Source organism: Pedobacter sp. GW456-11-11-14-TSB4 (assembly GCF_059424425.1).
Map to the genome: position 1 here is coordinate 107021 of NZ_JBWKZK010000002.1, position 17187 is coordinate 124207.

Consider the following 17187-nt stretch of genomic DNA (forward strand, 5'->3'; position numbering starts at 1 on the left):
ACTTAACCTTATCCCTCCAATTCCATAATTTCACTCGCCAATTCTTCCCAAGTTTTTTGGGCGTGATCAAGCAAAGCTTTTTCTGCCAAATACTTTTTATTGGCTTCGGCTAATTTATGCTGATTGCTGTAAACTTCCTCTTTTGCTAAATCTGCCTCAACAGCTTTAACACTTGCCTCAAAAACAGCAATTTCTTCTTCTGTTCTTTTTAACTTATCGTTTAATTTTTTCAATTGCTGCTGTGCATTTGCAGGCATTGGCTCAGCAGGTTTCTTCTTTTCTTCGGTAGTTGGTTTAACTGGTATTGGTTTTGGCGTAGGTATTACTCTTTTACTATTCCATTCCTCATATTCTGCGTAAGTACCAGGGTATTCTTTTATCTTTTCTTCTTCAATAAACCAGATTTTGTTGGCAACATTATCTAAGAAATACCTATCGTGAGATACAGAAATAAAAGTTCCTTCGTATTGTTGTAGGGCTTGTATCAAAATATTAACCGATTGTATGTCTAAGTGGTTAGTTGGCTCATCCAATATCAAGAAATTAGAATCCGTAGTTAACGATTTTGCCAAAGCAACCCTCGATTTTTCACCTCCAGATAATACCTTAATTTTTTTGAAAACATCATCGCCAGTAAACAAAAAACAACCTAAAATGCTACGCAATTCGGTGTCAGTATGTTTAGGAGCAAAGGCTTGTAATTCTTCTAAAATGGTATTATCTAAATGCAACGACTCTAACTGGTGCTGTGCAAAAAAGGTAGTGGTAACATTATGCCCCGTTTCAATTTTACCTTCTAAAAATGATTCTGTTCCGGCAATCATCCTTAATAAAGTAGATTTACCTTTACCATTTGCGCCAATCAAGGCAATTTTATCGCCTTTTTCAATTAAGCCATCAGCTTTTTCTAAAATATCAATATTCGGGTATGATTTTGATAAATTTTCAACCTTAATTACGTGTCTGCCACTTGGTTTCGAAAATTTGAAGCTAAAGTTTACCGTTGGGTTATCATCATCAACATCTTCTACACGTTCCATTTTATCTAAAGCTTTCATACGACTTTGTGCCATTTTTGCCTTACTTGCTTTAGCCTTAAAACGCTCAATTAAACGCTCTTCTTGTTTAATTTTAGCCTGCTGATTTTTAAACTCTCCTTTTTGTATCTCGCCACGTAATGCCTTTTCCTCTACATAAAATGAATAGTTACCCGCATAAACAGTTAGTTTTCCTTTTCTAGATTCAACTGTTTTACGTACAATTTTATCTAAAAAGTACCTATCGTGAGAAACAATTACAATAGCACCTTCAAAACTGCCTAAATAATTCTCTAACCATTTAATAGACGGTAAATCCATGTGGTTGGTAGGCTCATCTAGCAATAAAATATCAGGAGTTTGCAATAGAATTTTTGCCAACATTACACGCATGCGCCAACCTCCAGAAAAGGTATTTAACGGGCGATGTTGGTCTTCTGTGCTAAAACCTAAACCAGCTAAAATTTCGTTAGCTCGGTACTCAATATTATAGCCATCCAAAGCTTCAAACTCTTGCTGTTTATCGCTTAGTTTGTATAAAGTTTCTTCGCTATAGTCGGTTTCAATCTTTTTTAGTAGCTCTTCAATTTCGTCATGCAGTTGATTTTGGCGTTCAAAAGCCTCCATTGCCACATGCAAAATGGTATGGTGCGATTCGTACGAAAGTAAATCTTGGTTTAAATAACCAATTTTTAAATCTTTCGCCATCGAAATACTTCCCGATGATGGCGCATATTCGCCAACAATTATTTTCAACAAAGTAGACTTGCCTGTGCCATTAGCGCCAATCAAGCCAACTCTATCACCTGGTTTAATGTGCCAGTTTGCTTCGTCGTATAAGGCTCTAGAGCCAATTAAGAAGGTTAAGTCGTTTATAGAAATCATTTGGCTGCAAAAATACGATTTTTATTACCGTTTTCACGGATAAGTTCATCCTAAACTTTGTCAATATTAATATGCATTTCTAACAATGAAATTGATAAAGTTAATTACACTCTTTTTGACAGTAATTTTTCATTTTTTGAAAACGAATGGCAGCATATTTTGGCAAAACCAGTCCCGTTTTACGCTCCAATCCCCGATGAAAAATCGGGGTATTTCCGCTGCAACCGGGTTTATTTAACAAAGGTTAGTGTACTTATTCAAGTGTATAATGTAAAGCCGTAGCAAAATATGTTATGCAATACTTATATTTAAGGAAATAATAAATGCAGCGAATGAAAAAGATAATTATTCTTCTATTGATGCTTACGCCACTAAAGAATTTTGCAGTAGAGTTTTTTAATGGAACTTATGCCCAAGCGCTGCAGAAGTGTAAAGAAGAAAAAAAATTACTGTTTTTAGATTTTACAGCTGTTTGGTGTGGGCCATGCCATACAATGGAAAAAGAAGTGTTAAATGATCCAGAAGTTTCTAAATATCTTGATGAAAAGTTTGTGGTTTTAAAGTTAGATTTGGATGAGCCTGATACCTATTATTATCGAGAAAAGTTTAGCGTAAATGGTATTCCTGATTATACGATTGTAAATTTTGAGGGAAATCAACTTGCCAAACATTTGGGTTCTTGTTCAAAAAAAGAATTACTGGTTTTTTTTAATTCTATCGATAAGAGCAAGAGATTAACAATAGAACAAATTGATGAAAAATTAAATGAGTTAAAAAAGATATATGACGAAAAACCAAACGCCCAAAGTTTATATGTCTATTTAAATTTTCTATTGAAATATAAACAGGATGGTGCCTTAGCAATTAAGATTTACAAAGATGCCACAGCAATTAAAAAAAATAATATAATTCAAATTCCGAAATTGTTGGCCCATTATTTTGCAAAGAATAATGATGAAAATTCATTTAAAAACTTAGTAGATTTTATGAGTGAAAAAGGTACGGGACAATCTTTAATTTCTGCTAGAGCGCTCGCTTTTTATGAATTTTCTATTGCTAAAAATGATATTAATCAAGCAAGAAATTATTTAGATGAATATCTTGATGTGATTACTGAAGATAAAAGTTGGGAAGATGTAAGTGTAAGAATTATAAGGATAAAAAACTTTACTTATACTTACAAACAATATTCATGGGGAGTTAAAGCATTAGAAAAATTGAAAGATAATTATGCAGGCGCTTACGCAAATAAAAAAAGACTTCCTATAAGTGGACATCTTTATCAGTTAGCACTCATGAATTATTTAGATGGAAATTGTGCTAATACTCAACAAAACATAATTGAATACAAAAAATATCAGAGCGGGTTTAACCACCTTAGCGCTTATAATACCGAAAATGAGAAGTTAATGGAAAGGATGACGGAATGCAATGAAAAAACTAAATAAAATTTCTTTTTGAAAGTTTAAATATTCTCATACCTTTGTACTGTAATAAAAATAATTTCAGAATGAATAACGGAAGATTTGCTATTGCCTTACACATTTTAGTTTTGCTAGATCAAGCAAAAGGCGAATTGTTATCTTCAGAATATTTGGCCGGCAGTATAAACATCAACCCTGTTTTAGTGCGTAAAGAATTAAGTAATTTGCGTAACCATGGCTTTGTAAGTAGCAAGGAGGGTAAAAATGGTGGTTCTACTTTGTCAATTTCTGCAAAGGACATTACCCTAGCTTCAATTTACGAAAGCGTTAAACAAATTTCTCTTTTAGGTCACCAAAAAAATTCACCAAACCCAAAATGCCCCATAGGGAAGGACATTAATATGCATTTAGATAATTTATATAACGATACAGAAAAGGTTTTAATAGCCCAATTAAGCAAGCAAACTTTAGCAGATTTTAGTAATCAATTCAAATAAAAATTTTTTATCTAAAACTGTAATAAAAATAGTTACAATTCACTCATTCAAAATTCACTCATTAAAATTTAGACAATATGAAAATAGCAATCACAGGAGCAACAGGTCAGTTAGGAAATGTTGTAGTACAAAAATTGAAAGAAAAAACAGCTGCAGAAAATTTAGTGGCTTTGGTAAGAAAACCAGAAAAAGCTACAGATTTAGGAATTGAAGCTAGACTATTTGACTATGCCAAACCAGAAAGTTTAGCAAGTTCTTTGCAAGGTATTGATGTCTTATTGTTGATTTCGGGAAATGAAATTGGCCAACGAGAGGTGCAGCATAAGAATGTGATTAATGCAGCGAAGGCAGCGGGTGTAAAACGCATTGTTTATACCAGTTTATTACATGCAGACACATCAGCATTGATATTAGCACCAGAGCATTTGGCTACTGAAATTGCATTAATCGACTCTGGAGTTGACTATACAATTTTGCGTAATGGTTGGTATACAGAAAATTATGCTGTTTCTATAGCAGGAGCAATTCAAGCGGGTGGTTTTATTGGCAGTGCTGGAAATGGTAAAATTTCATCTGCAACACGCGAAGATTTTGCAGAAGCTGCCGCAGTAGTTTTGACTACCACTGGTCATGAAAATAAAATTTACGAACTAGCAGGTGATCAGGCTTATACTTTAACTGATTTTGCTGCCGAAATTTCTAAACAAACTGGTAAAAACATTCCTTACAACAACTTGCCAGAAGCAGATTTTGCTCATATTTTAATTGGTGCTGGTTTACCAGAAAGCTTTGCAAATTTGTTGGCCAATAGTGATGTTAAAGCCTCGGAAGGTGCTTTATATAGTGAAGATAAAACGCTAGCTAAGTTAATTGGGCGCCCAACTACTCCATTTGCAACAATTATTGAAAAATTTGTTTCTTAAAAATTTTAGCACTTCATAAAGCCTCATAACTTTAATAGTTTTTGAGGCTTTTTTGTGCACAAGCCTTTGTACAATAAACCTTGGCGAAGCGGTTATGGCAAGCGCAGCGCCAGCCATTTGAGCGTAGCAAAGGGCTGCTTTTGCCATTATTGATGTTGTTGATTTTCAAAAAATAAAATACCAGAATTTACATTTTGATTTTTTACTTATCTTCGTTGCATGTACCGCATCATCAAACCTATCTTCTTTAAATTCGACCCAGAAAATGTGCATCACTTTGTGGTTAAACGCTTAAAATGGTTTAACGATTACTTTCCCTTGGGTAAAATCATAATTAGAGGAAGTTATGATGTGAATATTAAAGGCCTAGAAAGAGAGGTTTTTGGTATTAAATTTAAAAATCCGGTTGGTTTGGCCGCTGGGTTTGATAAAAATGGCGAATATGTAGAAGCGCTTAGTAATTTAGGCTTCGGTTTTATTGAGGTTGGTACGGTTACACCTTTGCCACAACCAGGTAACGATAAACCAAGAATGTTTCGTTTGCAAGAAGATAATGCGATTATTAACCGCATGGGCTTTAATAACAAAGGCGTTGATGTAATGGCAGAGCGTTTGCGATTACTGAAAGATAAAGATCCAAGTATTGTGGTTGGCGGTAATATTGGCAAAAATAAAAATACGCCAAATGAAGATGCTACGAGTGATTACATTAAATGTTTCGATCGTTTATTTGATGTGGTAGATTATTTCGTGGTAAACGTAAGTTCGCCAAATACTCCTGGTTTACGTGCCTTGCAAGAAAAAGCACCCTTAATGGAATTGCTAAATACTTTACAGCAACGCAATTTAAAACACAATATTTCTCGACCAATTCTGTTAAAAATTGCTCCAGATTTAACTAATGAGCAATTAGATGATATTGTAGAAATTGTACAAGAAACTGGAATTGCAGGTGTAATTGCCACTAATACTACAATTGATAGGGATGGTTTATATAGCGAAGAAAACTTGAAAACCCAAATGGGAGGTTTAAGTGGAAAACCTTTAACCCAACGCTCAACTGAAGTTATTCGTTATTTATCCCAAAAATCTAATCAATCCTTCCCAATTATTGGAGTAGGAGGGATCCATTCTCCGCAAGATGCGAAAGATAAAATAGAAGCTGGTGCAAGTTTGGTACAATTGTATACTGGTTTTATTTATGAAGGCCCAGGTTTAATTAAAAGGATTTGTAAGGAGTTGGTTAAGAAATAGCAATCTATTTTTTAACCTTGTTCAAATTCTCTTCAACTCTAAATTCGGTTATTCTTTTTATCAAATCCAAAGGCATAGGTTTACCAATAGGAAATTGAACAGAACCTTTTCCTTGTTTGTAAACTGATAATTCTTTTTCAAAAGCTTCGTGACCGGTTGGTGTGGCGTAAAAGCCAATATGTTTTTTGTAACCTGCAAAATAAACTAATGGTTTCCCATTTAATTTAAATGCCGGCATAGCATAGCTGATGCATTCTTCTGCTTGTGGAGCAGCATTTCTGATGGCATTTCGAATTTGCGTTAAAATATGCTGTGTTTCTATCGGGAAACCAGCTATGTATTCATCGATATTATTTGAGCTGACCATATGTAATGACTAAACTCAAATTTAACAAATGAAATTTAAATTTATAAGTGCTATTTGCGACAAGTTTAGGGCTAGATCAACCTAAACTGTCAGAAAATACTCCATAAGCCACATTGCATTATAAAACGTGGTTTATGGAGTAGTATTAACTAATCGTTAGTTTCTAAATAACCTTTTAAGGCAGTGTGTAAAAAGTAATTCCAACCTTCATTAAAACTTTCTTTTTCAAATTCTGCGCCAACACCTTCAAAAGTTTCTAAGCCAGAGTGGGTTATTCTTAGTAGGGTTTCCTCGCCTTTATCTATCAATTCCCAGCAAACTAGAGAATTGCCTGGGTAATTATCATATCTCCAAGTATAAGCCAACTTCTTTCCGTCAATAACTTCTGTAACTTCACAAAAGTGTAAATACTGTTTGCCGTTTTCTGGTCCGCCCATAAAATCAAATTTGAAACCAACTTTAGGTTCAAACTCCTCTAATTGAAAATACCAGTTTTTCATTTCGTTTACATCTGTTATCGCAGCCCAAACTTGATCAGCCGTTGCGTTAAAAGTTCTTTCAACTATTACTTTTTCTGTTTTCATGTTTTATTAGATAATGGGTTAATCATATATGTTTTGTACAAAACATAACCGTTATTTATTTAACACCTAGAAATGATAAGAGTTTATATTTAAACTTTAAAAGGAGTTTATTCTCTGGTAAAGAGATACTTTCCTCCGCCTTGTTTTAATATCATTTGTTTAGTTGTTGGATTAAACTCCAAAACAATTCCGGCAGCTATAAATTCGAAAGTGTTTTTTGCGGTGGCTTTTAACACTAAAGGTCCTTGACTAGTTGCTTGTGCAATAAGTACGTTTTCTTTTTTGGTAATAGCAATTTTCATTGGGAAATTAGCTGCTCCATAAGTCCCTAAATATTGATCTAAATCTTCGGCATTAACTGTAATTTCACTAAAAGATGGAATATCAAAAGGTTTACTATAATATGTACTTAGGAGTGCGATGAGAATTTGGTTATTATCGTAATTATTTCCATTCGAGGTGATGGCTATAGCAAGTTGATCTGCTGGAAAATAATATAACATGGAAGTAAAACCATCTATTGCGCCTCCGTGGCCAAACCCTGTTTTGTCATAGAATGGAACACTTGTTAAGCCCATTCCGTAATTGTCTTTAATGGATTTCATTTTTTCGAGGCTTTGAAGCGAAACAATTTTACCAGTTAATAAAACAGCAATAAATGTATTTAAATCTGATGGATTTGAAACTATTGCTCCAGCGCCCAGAGGGATAGACATATCAGTTTCTGGTTGTTTAAGCCAAATGCCGGTAAAAGCATAAGAGTTAACTTCGTTATTTGCTAGATTAATTTTAGCTCCGTAATAGGTGTTTTTAAATTTAAGCGGATTAATTATCTTTTCTTTTAATATCTCCGGATAAGTTTTTTTATAAATTTTTTCTAAAATAATACTGAGTAAAATGTAATTAGAATTACTGTATTCAGCTTTGCTATCTGGTGCAAAAACACTCGCACTCGCACTAATCATATCAATTAATTCGGCTCTGCTTTTTGGAGTGGTATTCCATTTCAAATAATTTGGGTCATTTGTGAAATTGAAAATTCCACTTCTGTGGTTCAACAAGTTGGCAACAGTAATTTTATTTGCGTTTTTTACATTAGGGAAGAATTTACTGATGCTTTGATCAAGTGTTAGTTTATTTTCTTCAATAGCTTTAAAAATCAGCGTTGCTGTAAAAGTTTTAGAGATAGAACCAATTCTGTATTTCGAGTCGGTATTGGCATCTTTGCCAGTTTCGACATCGGCTTTGCCAATTGCCTTTGCATAAATTGTTTTACCATTTTGCATAACAGCAACACTACCCATGTATTTGTTATTGGCAGATAGGTTATTGAAAAGACTGTCTAATTTAGCAGGATTGAACTTTTGAGCAGACGTTGCAGTAAAAGCTAAAATTAAAAACGCAAAGGATAAGATTTTTTTCATCGTAGGAATGACTTTAGTATACGATGTAAATATAGCTTTTTACTTTTAGCAAAGTTTGGCGCATAAAAAAGCATCCCAAAAATTAATTTGAGATGCTTTTAAAAGTTTTTAAGAAAGAACTAGCTTATAAAGCGGCCGACAATTGTGTTAAAATTGCGTTGTTTTTAGCCAATTGATCTGTTTTAGATTGTTTAGAACGGCTACCCAACTCAAGGTTAGTAGCTAATTTTAAAGTTTTAACCTCTAAACGTGAAACGTTCTTGTTGTATCTATCTTTTCTTTTTAATCTTGTAACTGCCATGATAATGAGCTTTATTTCTTTTTTAATAATAAATGTGAGGTCGAGAGCGGATTCGAACCGCTGTAGCAGCTTTTGCAGAGCTGAGCCTAAGCCTCTCGGCCACTCGACCTTTTAAATTCAAGGTTGCAAAAATAACAATTATATGTTAGTATGCAAAGGAGAATGTTTTTTATTTCAATTTATTTGTCATTTCTTTTTAACTCACTACAAAATATGGCTGCAGATACAGCTACATTGAGTGACTCTGCGTTGCCAAAATTGGGTATAGTTACTGGCGTGGTAATCTTTTTAATAAGTTCATCGGCAATGCCATGACCCTCATTACCTAATAAAATTAACCCCTCATTACCCCAATTTGTTTTGTAAATGTTTTGGCCATTTAATAATGCGCCAAAAATTGGAAGTGTGGTTTGGCTCAAAAAATCTTCGAGATCAGTATAAAAAATATTTGTTCGAGCTAATGAACCCATGGTAGATTGAACAGTTTTTGGATTGTAAGCCTCAACAGTGTTTTGGCTACAAATGATATTTTTTATGCCAAACCAATCAGCGGTACGTATAATGGTGCCCAAATTACCTGGATCTTGCACATTATCTAATACAAGAGAAAAACTATTTTGAAAACTTTTAGGGTCTATTTTTTGTTGGCTTGGGATATGAATTAACGCTAAAATGCCTTGTGGATTTTGTAATGTACTAATCTTCTCCAATTCAGCGTTGTTTACTTCAAATAACTTTATATTTGCAGTGTTTTTTGGCAAAAATGAAAGGTGAGAAGCAGAGTAATATATACTGTGTATTTGATAGCTCGAGTTTATGAATTCTGTTATAGATTTTATACCTTCAGTAATAAATATTCCACTTTCTTTGCGAAACTTCTTTAAATGAAGAGATTTTATATAACTGATTTGAGATTTTGAAAGCATACAAGTATTACGATAGGCAACAGGTACAATTTATTGCAATATTACTATTTATTATTGTTTTCTTAGCAGGATGCGCTTCAACAAAATATATAGAAGATTACCAAGCTATAGTTAAAAAGGTAGAAATTGATAGTATTGATAAATCTTTTGAAGAGCAGGCTTACAATTACGTTCAGAAAGATATTCGCCCATCAGAAGGTTTAGGGATAAACGTTGCTATTTACAATGTTTTTAACACTAAAGATGGAAAATATAAAACCAGCAACATTAAACCTTTAGGCTCGCCACCGCCAATATTAGATAGTACTTTGGTAGAAATTTCTCGAAATCAGATTGAGAAATACTTAAAAAGTAAAGGTTTTTTTAAGGCGAAAGTTAAATCTGAAATTACAGTTGCAGATAAAAAAGCTAAACTTAAATTTATAGCTGACCCAGGACCAGCCTTCATGGTCAATAAAATTAGCTACCAAATACCTGATAGTACTGTTAAAGCACTATATCTAAACAAAAAGGCCGTCTTTACACATCTAAATGTTGGGATGCAATACGATGAGGATTCGTTGGTTTACGAGCGTGAGCAGATTTATCAAGTGATGCGTGAAAATGGTTATAAAGATTTCGAACGCCCTTACGTTAGATATGAACCAGATTCAAACCAAAACAACAGTAAGGTGAGCGTTAAGTTGGTTATTGATAATCCGTTAGATAGCAGCTTAGTGCATAAAGTTTATACCATAGGTGAATCTAATATTGTGATTGCTCCTAATTCTGATGGTTTTCCGGAAAACTTAAATTTAGATAGTCTTAAAAGTAATTTTAGAAGTTTTAGAGGAGTAACTTTTATGGATATGTCTACTCGCTTTAGGAGAAATCCGATAGTGAGGTATGATTTTTTAAGGGAAGGTGAAGTGTATGACATTAGAAAGGAAAAATTAACTTACGATAGGTTGTATGAGCTTAACGTTTTTAAAAATGTAAAAATTGATTATGTTAAAGCAGCAGATAGCAGTCAAAAAGTTTTACCTATTATTACCTTAATTCCTCAGAAAAGAAGAAGCAACAGGATAGAAGGTGAAATTCCGTTCAATGAAGGTACGGTAGGCATCAACTTAAGTAATACCTATACAGATAATAATTTTTTACGTGGAGCAGAACGTTTTCAGTTTCAAGTAAAAGGAGGTATTCAAGCCCGTAATGTAAATGGTAGAATATTTTCAGATATTTTTCAGCAAGATTTTTCGGTAAGTGCTGGCTTAACTATACCACGTTTAATGGTTCCATTTAATATCCCGTTGATGGGCAAAAACGGGATGCCAAGTACTACTTTTTCTTCGAGTTTTTTATATGCTTTGCAAAAAGATATTACCATACGTAGAGTTTTTATAAACTATGTAAGTTATGATTGGGTAGAAACAAAATCTAAACTTCATTCATTTACGCCATTAAATATCGAGTACCGTTTTGGTAGCGTTTTAATTGATACCAATGATACAGCTAACGGAGAAATTCTACTGAACAATTTATACAACGTTATTTTATTAGCAAGAAAGGATTTTACCTTAGGTATGAAATACGCTTATACTTTAAATGCTAATAAGCTGAATGAAAATAGAAGTTTCGTTTACTTTAGAGGAAATATAGATTTGGCGGGTAACTTATTGCAATTAGCAAGTAATACGTTTTCAGGTAAAAAAAATCCGGCAGCGGGAGAATTTGGAACAATTTTAGGTTTGCCATTTAACCAATACATTAGACCAGAAGTTGATTTAAGATGGTATAAAAAGTTAGGTACTGAATCTCAATTGGTAGCTAGATTAAATACTGGCGTGGGTTATGCCTATGGTAATTCTACAGCAGTTCCGTTTGAGAAGTTATTTTATGCAGGTGGTTCAAGTGGTGTTAGAGCTTGGCAAGCCAGAACTTTAGGTCCTGGAAATTACAATAGGGATATTATACCAACTCCAGAAGAAAGGAATGCAACTTTCGGTATTGATCAATTAGGGCAAATGCGAATTGAAACCAACTTGGAATACCGTTTTACATTGGTAAATAAACTTTTTGGAGGTAAACTTAAAGGCGCAACTTTTGTAGATATGGGTAATGTTTGGAACATTTCGCCAAATAACCCGCGTCCGGAGACCTATTTTGATTTTAAAAGATTAGGGCAACAAATTGCGATTGGTACAGGTTTAGGCTTTAGATTTGACGTTCAGTTTTTTGTATTTAGGTTCGATTTAGGGCTTAAGGTAAAAGATCCACAATTTGAACCTTCAGAACAATGGGTTATTAGTAAGTTTTTTAGCGGTACAAAAGCTTTTAAAGCTAATTATGAAGCAACCCATAGTCCGGATAGATATCGCTTTATGCAGTACAATTTTGGTATTGGAATGCCTTTTTAATTTACGATTTTAGATTTACGATTTTAGATTTTTTAATACGCATATCTAAAAGTTAAGCTTTTTCGGGTGTGCCAATGTGGTAGTTTCTTTAAGTTCGCTTACTATCTTATTGACTTAAAGTTTTACAAAATAATATTGCTGTCGAACATCTTTTGTAGTAACGAGCTACTAATCTTTTTAAACTGATTTCTAGTTATTTACGAATTTTTGGAAAGCTGCCTTTGTTATATAAACCCGACAAAAGTGGAAATACCCCGATTCTTCATCGGGGATTGTAACGTTTGGCGGGACCACTATTGCCATGAAAAACTGCCATTGTTTTACTGAAAGAAAATAGCTAAGTCTCTTTATAACTAGTGGTACTAATGATAGCAATAAACCATTGAACCAATGAACTATATTTAAATTAAGTTCTTTAAATAATCAAAAGTAGTTTCGAAAAAGGTAGAGATATTTAAGCCGTTGCTGTAGCTAAAAATCAACAAAATTACGAATAGGATGACTGCGAAATAAATAAACTTTTTAAAGGCAAATACCAACACCACAATAAGTAAGGGCACAATAATCAAAAACATTCTGCTAATTGTAAACGGATTTAAATCGCCTTCTTTTTTGTAAACATAAATCAGTTTGCTGTGTGTACCCTTGTCATTTTGGTGTTTTATGTAAACAAATGTTGATTTATCTACCTGCTGAGGTAAGATTGCTACACCTTGCGAAAAAGTTAACTCTTGTGAAAATCCGCTAATTATAAAAGTGTAAGTGCCGTTGATATGCTCTAGTGGACTTTCTAAACTATCTGCAGCAATAACAGCCAATTTACTGTTCTTTAATAAACTCTCTTTAACCAAAAAGTTATTAATTTCTGAGCTTTGGGCATTGGCCTTAACCGAAAATAATATTAAAAATATGATGATGATGTTTTTCATTATTCTATTGAACGCTTGTTGTAAATTAAATATCCTAAATGTAGTAAAACTCCGTTCCTTTTTATTGGGTCATCGTATAAATTATAGCTAAAACTTATTGGGCCTACAGGAGTGTGATAAACCAAGCCCGCTGTACCTGCATAATGCCATTTGCTAAAGGCTTTTGCATAATTTACACCTTGTAATCCATTTTGTTCAAAACCTTTGTAAGGTATAAACGCATAGGCTTCAACCCTTAAATCGAAATTATGTTTTAAGTTAAAGACATTTTTTATACCACCAGCTGCATAACTGCTTGCCCTAAAGTTTTCTAAAAATAAAGATTTGCTATCATTTAAAGGGTAAAATGCTGGCGCTGCCAAAAGCGTAGCATAATAATTATTAAATAGAGGTTGGTTTGAAACTACTACTTCGGCTAAATAACCCAAAGTATAGTTTTTAGTATGATAAAAATATCTCTCATCGCTTATTTTTAAATGAGCCCATTCTCTAAACTTTCTGAATATGGCTAACTGGTTATCTGCGGTAGATACCGATCTGAAAATATTGCCAGCTGTATAGTTTTCTTTGCCAGTAGAAAAATTTACACTTAGTAACGAACTGTGACCTCTACTTGCATACTGTTTTCTGTTTAATGAATTTTGCTCGAAAAACAAGCTAGTTCTTAAGCCATTAAATACAGTTCTGTCTAGTACATCGCCTACGCTAAAAGTATTTGTTGGACTATAGCTATCGTTATTGTTGATAAATGCAGTGCTTAATGTTAGCCTGGCGTTTCTGTTTAAAGGCATTCCGAATTTAATGTCGATTTTTCTGTCACCTTGCTCAATATAAACTGGTTTAGGATTTTCTATAAAAATTTGACTGTTATTATAGTAATTCCAATGGTTATAGGTGATTTCTGCAGCTAAAAATAAGGGTAAACCAGAGGGATAATCTATTCTGCCGCTTAATTGAGCAGATTCGTAAAAACGACCAGAGTAAAAGTTTGCCCCAAAAGTATAGGCCTTTTTGTTGAGGTAATTGTATTGTAAACCTAAATAAACATTGCTAATTGGCCTTGATGAGATGTTGCCGCCAAAATCTATCTTAAAACTCTTTTTAGGTTGAGCCACAATTTCGAAATTATAGCTGTCTGTTTGCGCTTGATAAGCGATTTTTGGATAAACTGTTTCAAAAGTTTCATCGGCTACTAATTTGTAATAGCCGGTTTTAATGTCATTTAAATCGAAAGTAGACTTGTCACTTTTAAACAAACGCTCAATATATTTCTTTTGTTGAGAATTTACACCAGAAACAGTGACATTGCTAAAAACTAAATCTGGCTTTCTGTTATTAAAATCATTTCTTTTGGTTAAAAGCTGCTGTGGCGTAATTCTTCTTTTTACAGACTGTTTAATCTTTTCCATATCGGCCATGGTAGCATCGTAACCTTTTTTAATAAGCTCAGCAACTGGAGCGAAGTTGGTTACATTATAATTAGTTAAATCTGGTTGAATATAAACTCCATTTTCGCCAACTAATGTAGAGTCTGATTTAGATAAAAACATGTAAACCAAAAATCTATTCATAAGTTTATCATCGTTTTTTGGGTATTCATTAAATGTTTTTGATGATACGTTTGCTCCGATAATAAAATCTGGTTTAAACTCATTTTTCATTACATCTGCCGGAAAGTTATTGTACAAACCACCATCAAAAACGTACTTATTTTCTAATTTTATAGGTCGATAAACCAATGGAACCGTCATTGTACCTCTAACGGCTTCTGCTAAACTCCCATTCTTCATCACCATGCTTTTCTGCGAAAGCACATCAGAAACCATGCAACGGTAAGGCACAAAAAGGTTATCAAAATTATCTTTAGAAATAGCTGATGCTTGCGAAAAAAGTTCTAGCAAGGCAAAGTTAAGCGGGATATCGTTTACTAGATTTTGTCTAACATTTAACCTTAAACTCGTATCAATAGAAAGTTTTGCTGTTAAAATTGAGGCATTAGCAGCATTTTTTTGAAAATAGAAGCTATAATCACTTTTATATTTTCCGCTAACCCAATCCTGAAAATCTGAACTTAAAGCAATTTGTTCTATCTGTTTAGGAGAATAACCTGCGGCATACATGGCACCAACAATGCCGCCCATGCTTGTGCCGGTAATATAATCTATAGGGATATTATTTTCTTCTAAAGCTTTAAGCGTGCCAATGTGTGCTAATCCTTTTGCCCCACCACCACTTAAAACCAAGCCCACTTTTTGAGCATTTACATTTAGCACAAAAGCAAAAAGGAAAAGGATAAGTAATTTAATAGGATGCATCACCCTATAAATTTATCGTTTTTCTTTTAATTAGTTTAACATATAAATAGAATAAGTTAAAACTGTAGCGAAGCTAACCCACATTATGTAAGGTATGTAAAGCAAGCCCGCAACTTTATTTATTTTGTAAAACAGGATGCTATTTGCAATAATTGCAACGAGTAAAATAATGATTTCAATTAAGGCCAAGCCAATTTGTTGTTGGTAAAAAAAGATAAACGACCACATTAAATTTAATACCAATTGTATAAAATACACGCTTGCAGCCAAGGTATAGTTATTGGCTGTTTTTCTTCTTTTCCATACCAAATAAGAGGCAATACCCATAATTGCATATAAGGTAGACCAAACTGGGCCGAATAAGTAATTTGGCGGGTTAAAGCTCGGCTTGTTTAGTGTAGTATACCAAGTTTTTACAGCTTCCATAGTAAAAAAACCACCTAAAGCACCAATTGAAAGAGGGATAATTAAACAAATAATAAAAGGGATAAATTGAAATTTTTGGTTGGATATAGACATGGTTTTTAGCTGTTTTTTAATAGTAAAACAAAGATAGTTTAATCCTGTTTTAAATTCAATTCGTTAAGGTTAAAACAATTTCTACAATACTTCGTTTTTGATTTGCCCATCAGTAAAATTGCTTATCTTTCGTAATCGATAAAATTACTCAGAAATGGCTCTTAATGGCTAATGCACAGCGAAAATGAATTATAAACAATTATTAGAAGAAGTAAAAAGTCATGTTCTGGCATATTTTGCCTCACATCATAATGCAAATTTGGTTTACCATAATTTAGAGCATACAGAAGACGTGGTTAATGCAACCATTCAAATTGCAAATCATTATCAGTTAAATGATAAAGATTTTTTTATTGTTGTAGCAGGCGCTTGGTTTCATGATACAGGATATTTTGAAGATCCGAATAACCATGAACAAAAAAGTGCTGATTTAGCGATAGAATTCCTGAAAACTATTGATGTAAAGGCTGATATTAGAGATGCGGTTATGCAGGTGATTATTTCTACAAAAATGCCACAATTGCCCACCAATCAGTTAGAACGAATTTTATGTGATGGTGATTTATTTCACCTAGGAACTGAAGATTTCAGGAAAAAAGGAAAATTAATGCATAAAGAAGTAGAATTGCTTTATGATATCAATATCAATAAAAAAGAATGGAGAAGAAAGGATATTGAGTTTTTAGAAAATCATGAATACCATACTGATTACTGCAACCTTTTATTGAATGATCAAAAATTAAAAAACTTAGAAAAGCTAAAAAGCAAAACTAAAGATACAGAGGAAGAATCGGTAGAAGCTTTAGTTGTAGATAAAAAACAAGACAACGCCGAGCCTAAACTTTTAAACAAAAAAGACAAACAAAGGCCAGATAAAGGTATTGAAACCATGTTCAGGATTACATCTACCAATAACCAGCGTTTGAGTGATATGGCAGATAACAAAGCTCAGCTTTTAATTACGGTTAATTCAATTATTTTATCGTTAATAGTGAGTTTGGTTTTAAGAAGATTAGAAGATAACGCATTTTTAATTATCCCTACATTCATTTTGTTGATGGTTAGTTTATCGTGTATCATCTTCTCTATTTTGGCAACCAGACCATCAATTCCAGATGGTGTTTTTACACAAAATGATATCGAAAGAAAAAAAGTTAACCTTCTGTTTTTTGGTAATTTTTATAAAATGGCATTGAGTGATTACAGCAAGGGAATGATTAGGGTAATGAATGATCAAGAGTTTTTGTATGGCACCTTAATTACAGATGTTTATTCTCAAGGTGTAGTTTTAGGCAGAAAATATAAACTTATCAGAATTGCGTATAACATCTTCATGTTTGGCTTAATTGCTGCGGTTTTGGCTTATGTAACCTCATATATTGCTTACGGTAAGCTGTCGTAAA

The 17187-nt window shown here is 33.3% G+C and carries 15 protein-coding genes and 1 tRNA gene; 6 read left to right on the forward strand and 10 right to left on the reverse strand.

Annotated elements, in window-relative coordinates; all coding sequences use genetic code 11:
- Nucleotides 1–8: 8 nt before the first annotated feature.
- Nucleotides 9–1922 carry an ABC-F family ATP-binding cassette domain-containing protein gene (locus AC07XU_RS07880; RefSeq protein ID WP_494943095.1) on the reverse strand — a complete coding sequence of 638 codons (1914 nt, stop codon included), beginning with the start codon at nucleotides 1920–1922 and terminating at the stop codon, nucleotides 9–11.
- Nucleotides 1923–2254: 332 nt separating this feature from the next.
- On the opposite strand from AC07XU_RS07880, the gene AC07XU_RS07885 reads away from it, so the two are divergent.
- The 4 genes from AC07XU_RS07885 (at nucleotide 2255) to AC07XU_RS07900 (ending at nucleotide 6020) form a co-directional block, all read left to right on the forward strand.
- Nucleotides 2255–3370: a thioredoxin family protein gene (locus tag AC07XU_RS07885; RefSeq protein WP_494943096.1), complete on the forward strand. Its 1116-nt coding sequence runs from the start codon at nucleotides 2255–2257 to the stop codon at nucleotides 3368–3370.
- Between the two features lie 62 nt (nucleotides 3371–3432).
- Nucleotides 3433–3843, forward strand: coding sequence for an RrF2 family transcriptional regulator (locus AC07XU_RS07890; protein WP_494943097.1), 411 nt, complete (start codon nucleotides 3433–3435; stop codon nucleotides 3841–3843).
- Nucleotides 3844–3920: 77 nt separating this feature from the next.
- Nucleotides 3921–4766, forward strand: coding sequence for an SDR family oxidoreductase (locus AC07XU_RS07895; protein ID WP_494943098.1), 846 nt, complete (start codon nucleotides 3921–3923; stop codon nucleotides 4764–4766).
- A gap of 219 nt (nucleotides 4767–4985) precedes the next feature.
- The gene (locus AC07XU_RS07900) at nucleotides 4986–6020 is read left to right on the forward strand and encodes a quinone-dependent dihydroorotate dehydrogenase (protein WP_494943099.1); all 1035 of its coding nucleotides are present in this window, start codon (nucleotides 4986–4988) and stop codon (nucleotides 6018–6020) included.
- A 4-nt stretch (nucleotides 6021–6024) separates the two neighbouring features.
- Here AC07XU_RS07900 and AC07XU_RS07905 read toward each other — a convergent pair whose 3' ends face one another.
- The 6 genes from AC07XU_RS07905 to AC07XU_RS07930 form a co-directional block, all read right to left on the reverse strand.
- Nucleotides 6025–6387 (reverse strand): iron chaperone, encoded by a 363-nt coding sequence (locus tag AC07XU_RS07905; protein WP_494943100.1) that lies wholly within the window; start codon nucleotides 6385–6387, stop codon nucleotides 6025–6027.
- A gap of 149 nt (nucleotides 6388–6536) precedes the next feature.
- Nucleotides 6537–6971 (reverse strand): SRPBCC family protein, encoded by a 435-nt coding sequence (locus AC07XU_RS07910; RefSeq protein ID WP_494943101.1) that lies wholly within the window; start codon nucleotides 6969–6971, stop codon nucleotides 6537–6539.
- A 107-nt stretch (nucleotides 6972–7078) separates the two neighbouring features.
- The gene (locus tag AC07XU_RS07915) at nucleotides 7079–8395 is read right to left on the reverse strand and encodes a serine hydrolase domain-containing protein (protein ID WP_494943102.1); all 1317 of its coding nucleotides are present in this window, start codon (nucleotides 8393–8395) and stop codon (nucleotides 7079–7081) included.
- A gap of 124 nt (nucleotides 8396–8519) precedes the next feature.
- A complete protein-coding gene (locus AC07XU_RS07920; protein WP_136877045.1) occupies nucleotides 8520–8696 on the reverse strand; it encodes a spore protein in 177 nt (58 codons plus the stop codon).
- A 37-nt stretch (nucleotides 8697–8733) separates the two neighbouring features.
- Nucleotides 8734–8805, reverse strand: a tRNA-Cys gene (locus tag AC07XU_RS07925).
- A 70-nt stretch (nucleotides 8806–8875) separates the two neighbouring features.
- The gene (locus tag AC07XU_RS07930) at nucleotides 8876–9622 is read right to left on the reverse strand and encodes a TrmH family RNA methyltransferase (RefSeq protein ID WP_494943103.1); all 747 of its coding nucleotides are present in this window, start codon (nucleotides 9620–9622) and stop codon (nucleotides 8876–8878) included.
- Between AC07XU_RS07930 and tamL the strand changes: the two genes are divergently transcribed.
- Nucleotides 9613–12021 (forward strand): translocation and assembly module lipoprotein TamL, encoded by a 2409-nt coding sequence (tamL, locus tag AC07XU_RS07935; RefSeq protein ID WP_494943104.1) that lies wholly within the window; start codon nucleotides 9613–9615, stop codon nucleotides 12019–12021. The genes AC07XU_RS07930 and tamL overlap by 10 nt on opposite strands.
- Before the next feature lie 401 nt (nucleotides 12022–12422).
- Here the strand turns inward: tamL and AC07XU_RS07940 are convergent, their stop codons facing one another.
- Genes AC07XU_RS07940 through AC07XU_RS07950 form a run of 3 tightly spaced genes read right to left on the reverse strand, consistent with a single transcriptional unit; the run spans nucleotide 12423 to nucleotide 15784 of the window.
- Nucleotides 12423–12950: a hypothetical protein gene (locus tag AC07XU_RS07940; protein WP_494943105.1), complete on the reverse strand. Its 528-nt coding sequence runs from the start codon at nucleotides 12948–12950 to the stop codon at nucleotides 12423–12425.
- Nucleotides 12950–15265 (reverse strand): patatin-like phospholipase family protein, encoded by a 2316-nt coding sequence (locus tag AC07XU_RS07945; protein ID WP_494943106.1) that lies wholly within the window; start codon nucleotides 15263–15265, stop codon nucleotides 12950–12952. Before AC07XU_RS07945 ends, AC07XU_RS07940 begins: the two co-directional genes overlap by 1 nt.
- Nucleotides 15266–15295: 30 nt before the next feature.
- Entirely contained in the window at nucleotides 15296–15784 is a 489-nt protein-coding gene (locus AC07XU_RS07950) for a TspO/MBR family protein (RefSeq protein ID WP_494943107.1), read from the reverse strand.
- A 184-nt stretch (nucleotides 15785–15968) separates the two neighbouring features.
- Here AC07XU_RS07950 and AC07XU_RS07955 point away from each other — a divergent pair, with 184 nt between their 5' ends.
- A complete protein-coding gene (locus AC07XU_RS07955; RefSeq protein ID WP_494943108.1) occupies nucleotides 15969–17186 on the forward strand; it encodes a Pycsar system effector family protein in 1218 nt (405 codons plus the stop codon).
- The last annotated feature ends 1 nt before the right edge of the window (nucleotide 17187 follow it).

Coding starts and splice junctions, on each gene's coding strand:
- AC07XU_RS07880 (WP_494943095.1), bottom strand. CDS start 1,922: ATGATTTCTATAAACGACTTAACCTTCTTAATTGGCTCTAGAGCCTTA.
- AC07XU_RS07885 (WP_494943096.1), top strand. CDS start 2,255: ATGAAAAAGATAATTATTCTTCTATTGATGCTTACGCCACTAAAGAAT.
- AC07XU_RS07890 (WP_494943097.1), top strand. CDS start 3,433: ATGAATAACGGAAGATTTGCTATTGCCTTACACATTTTAGTTTTGCTA.
- AC07XU_RS07895 (WP_494943098.1), top strand. CDS start 3,921: ATGAAAATAGCAATCACAGGAGCAACAGGTCAGTTAGGAAATGTTGTA.
- AC07XU_RS07900 (WP_494943099.1), top strand. CDS start 4,986: ATGTACCGCATCATCAAACCTATCTTCTTTAAATTCGACCCAGAAAAT.
- AC07XU_RS07905 (WP_494943100.1), bottom strand. CDS start 6,387: ATGGTCAGCTCAAATAATATCGATGAATACATAGCTGGTTTCCCGATA.
- AC07XU_RS07910 (WP_494943101.1), bottom strand. CDS start 6,971: ATGAAAACAGAAAAAGTAATAGTTGAAAGAACTTTTAACGCAACGGCT.
- AC07XU_RS07915 (WP_494943102.1), bottom strand. CDS start 8,395: ATGAAAAAAATCTTATCCTTTGCGTTTTTAATTTTAGCTTTTACTGCA.
- AC07XU_RS07920 (WP_136877045.1), bottom strand. CDS start 8,696: ATGGCAGTTACAAGATTAAAAAGAAAAGATAGATACAACAAGAACGTT.
- AC07XU_RS07930 (WP_494943103.1), bottom strand. CDS start 9,622: ATGCTTTCAAAATCTCAAATCAGTTATATAAAATCTCTTCATTTAAAG.
- AC07XU_RS07940 (WP_494943105.1), bottom strand. CDS start 12,950: ATGAAAAACATCATCATCATATTTTTAATATTATTTTCGGTTAAGGCC.
- AC07XU_RS07945 (WP_494943106.1), bottom strand. CDS start 15,265: ATGCATCCTATTAAATTACTTATCCTTTTCCTTTTTGCTTTTGTGCTA.
- AC07XU_RS07950 (WP_494943107.1), bottom strand. CDS start 15,784: ATGTCTATATCCAACCAAAAATTTCAATTTATCCCTTTTATTATTTGT.
- AC07XU_RS07955 (WP_494943108.1), top strand. CDS start 15,969: ATGAATTATAAACAATTATTAGAAGAAGTAAAAAGTCATGTTCTGGCA.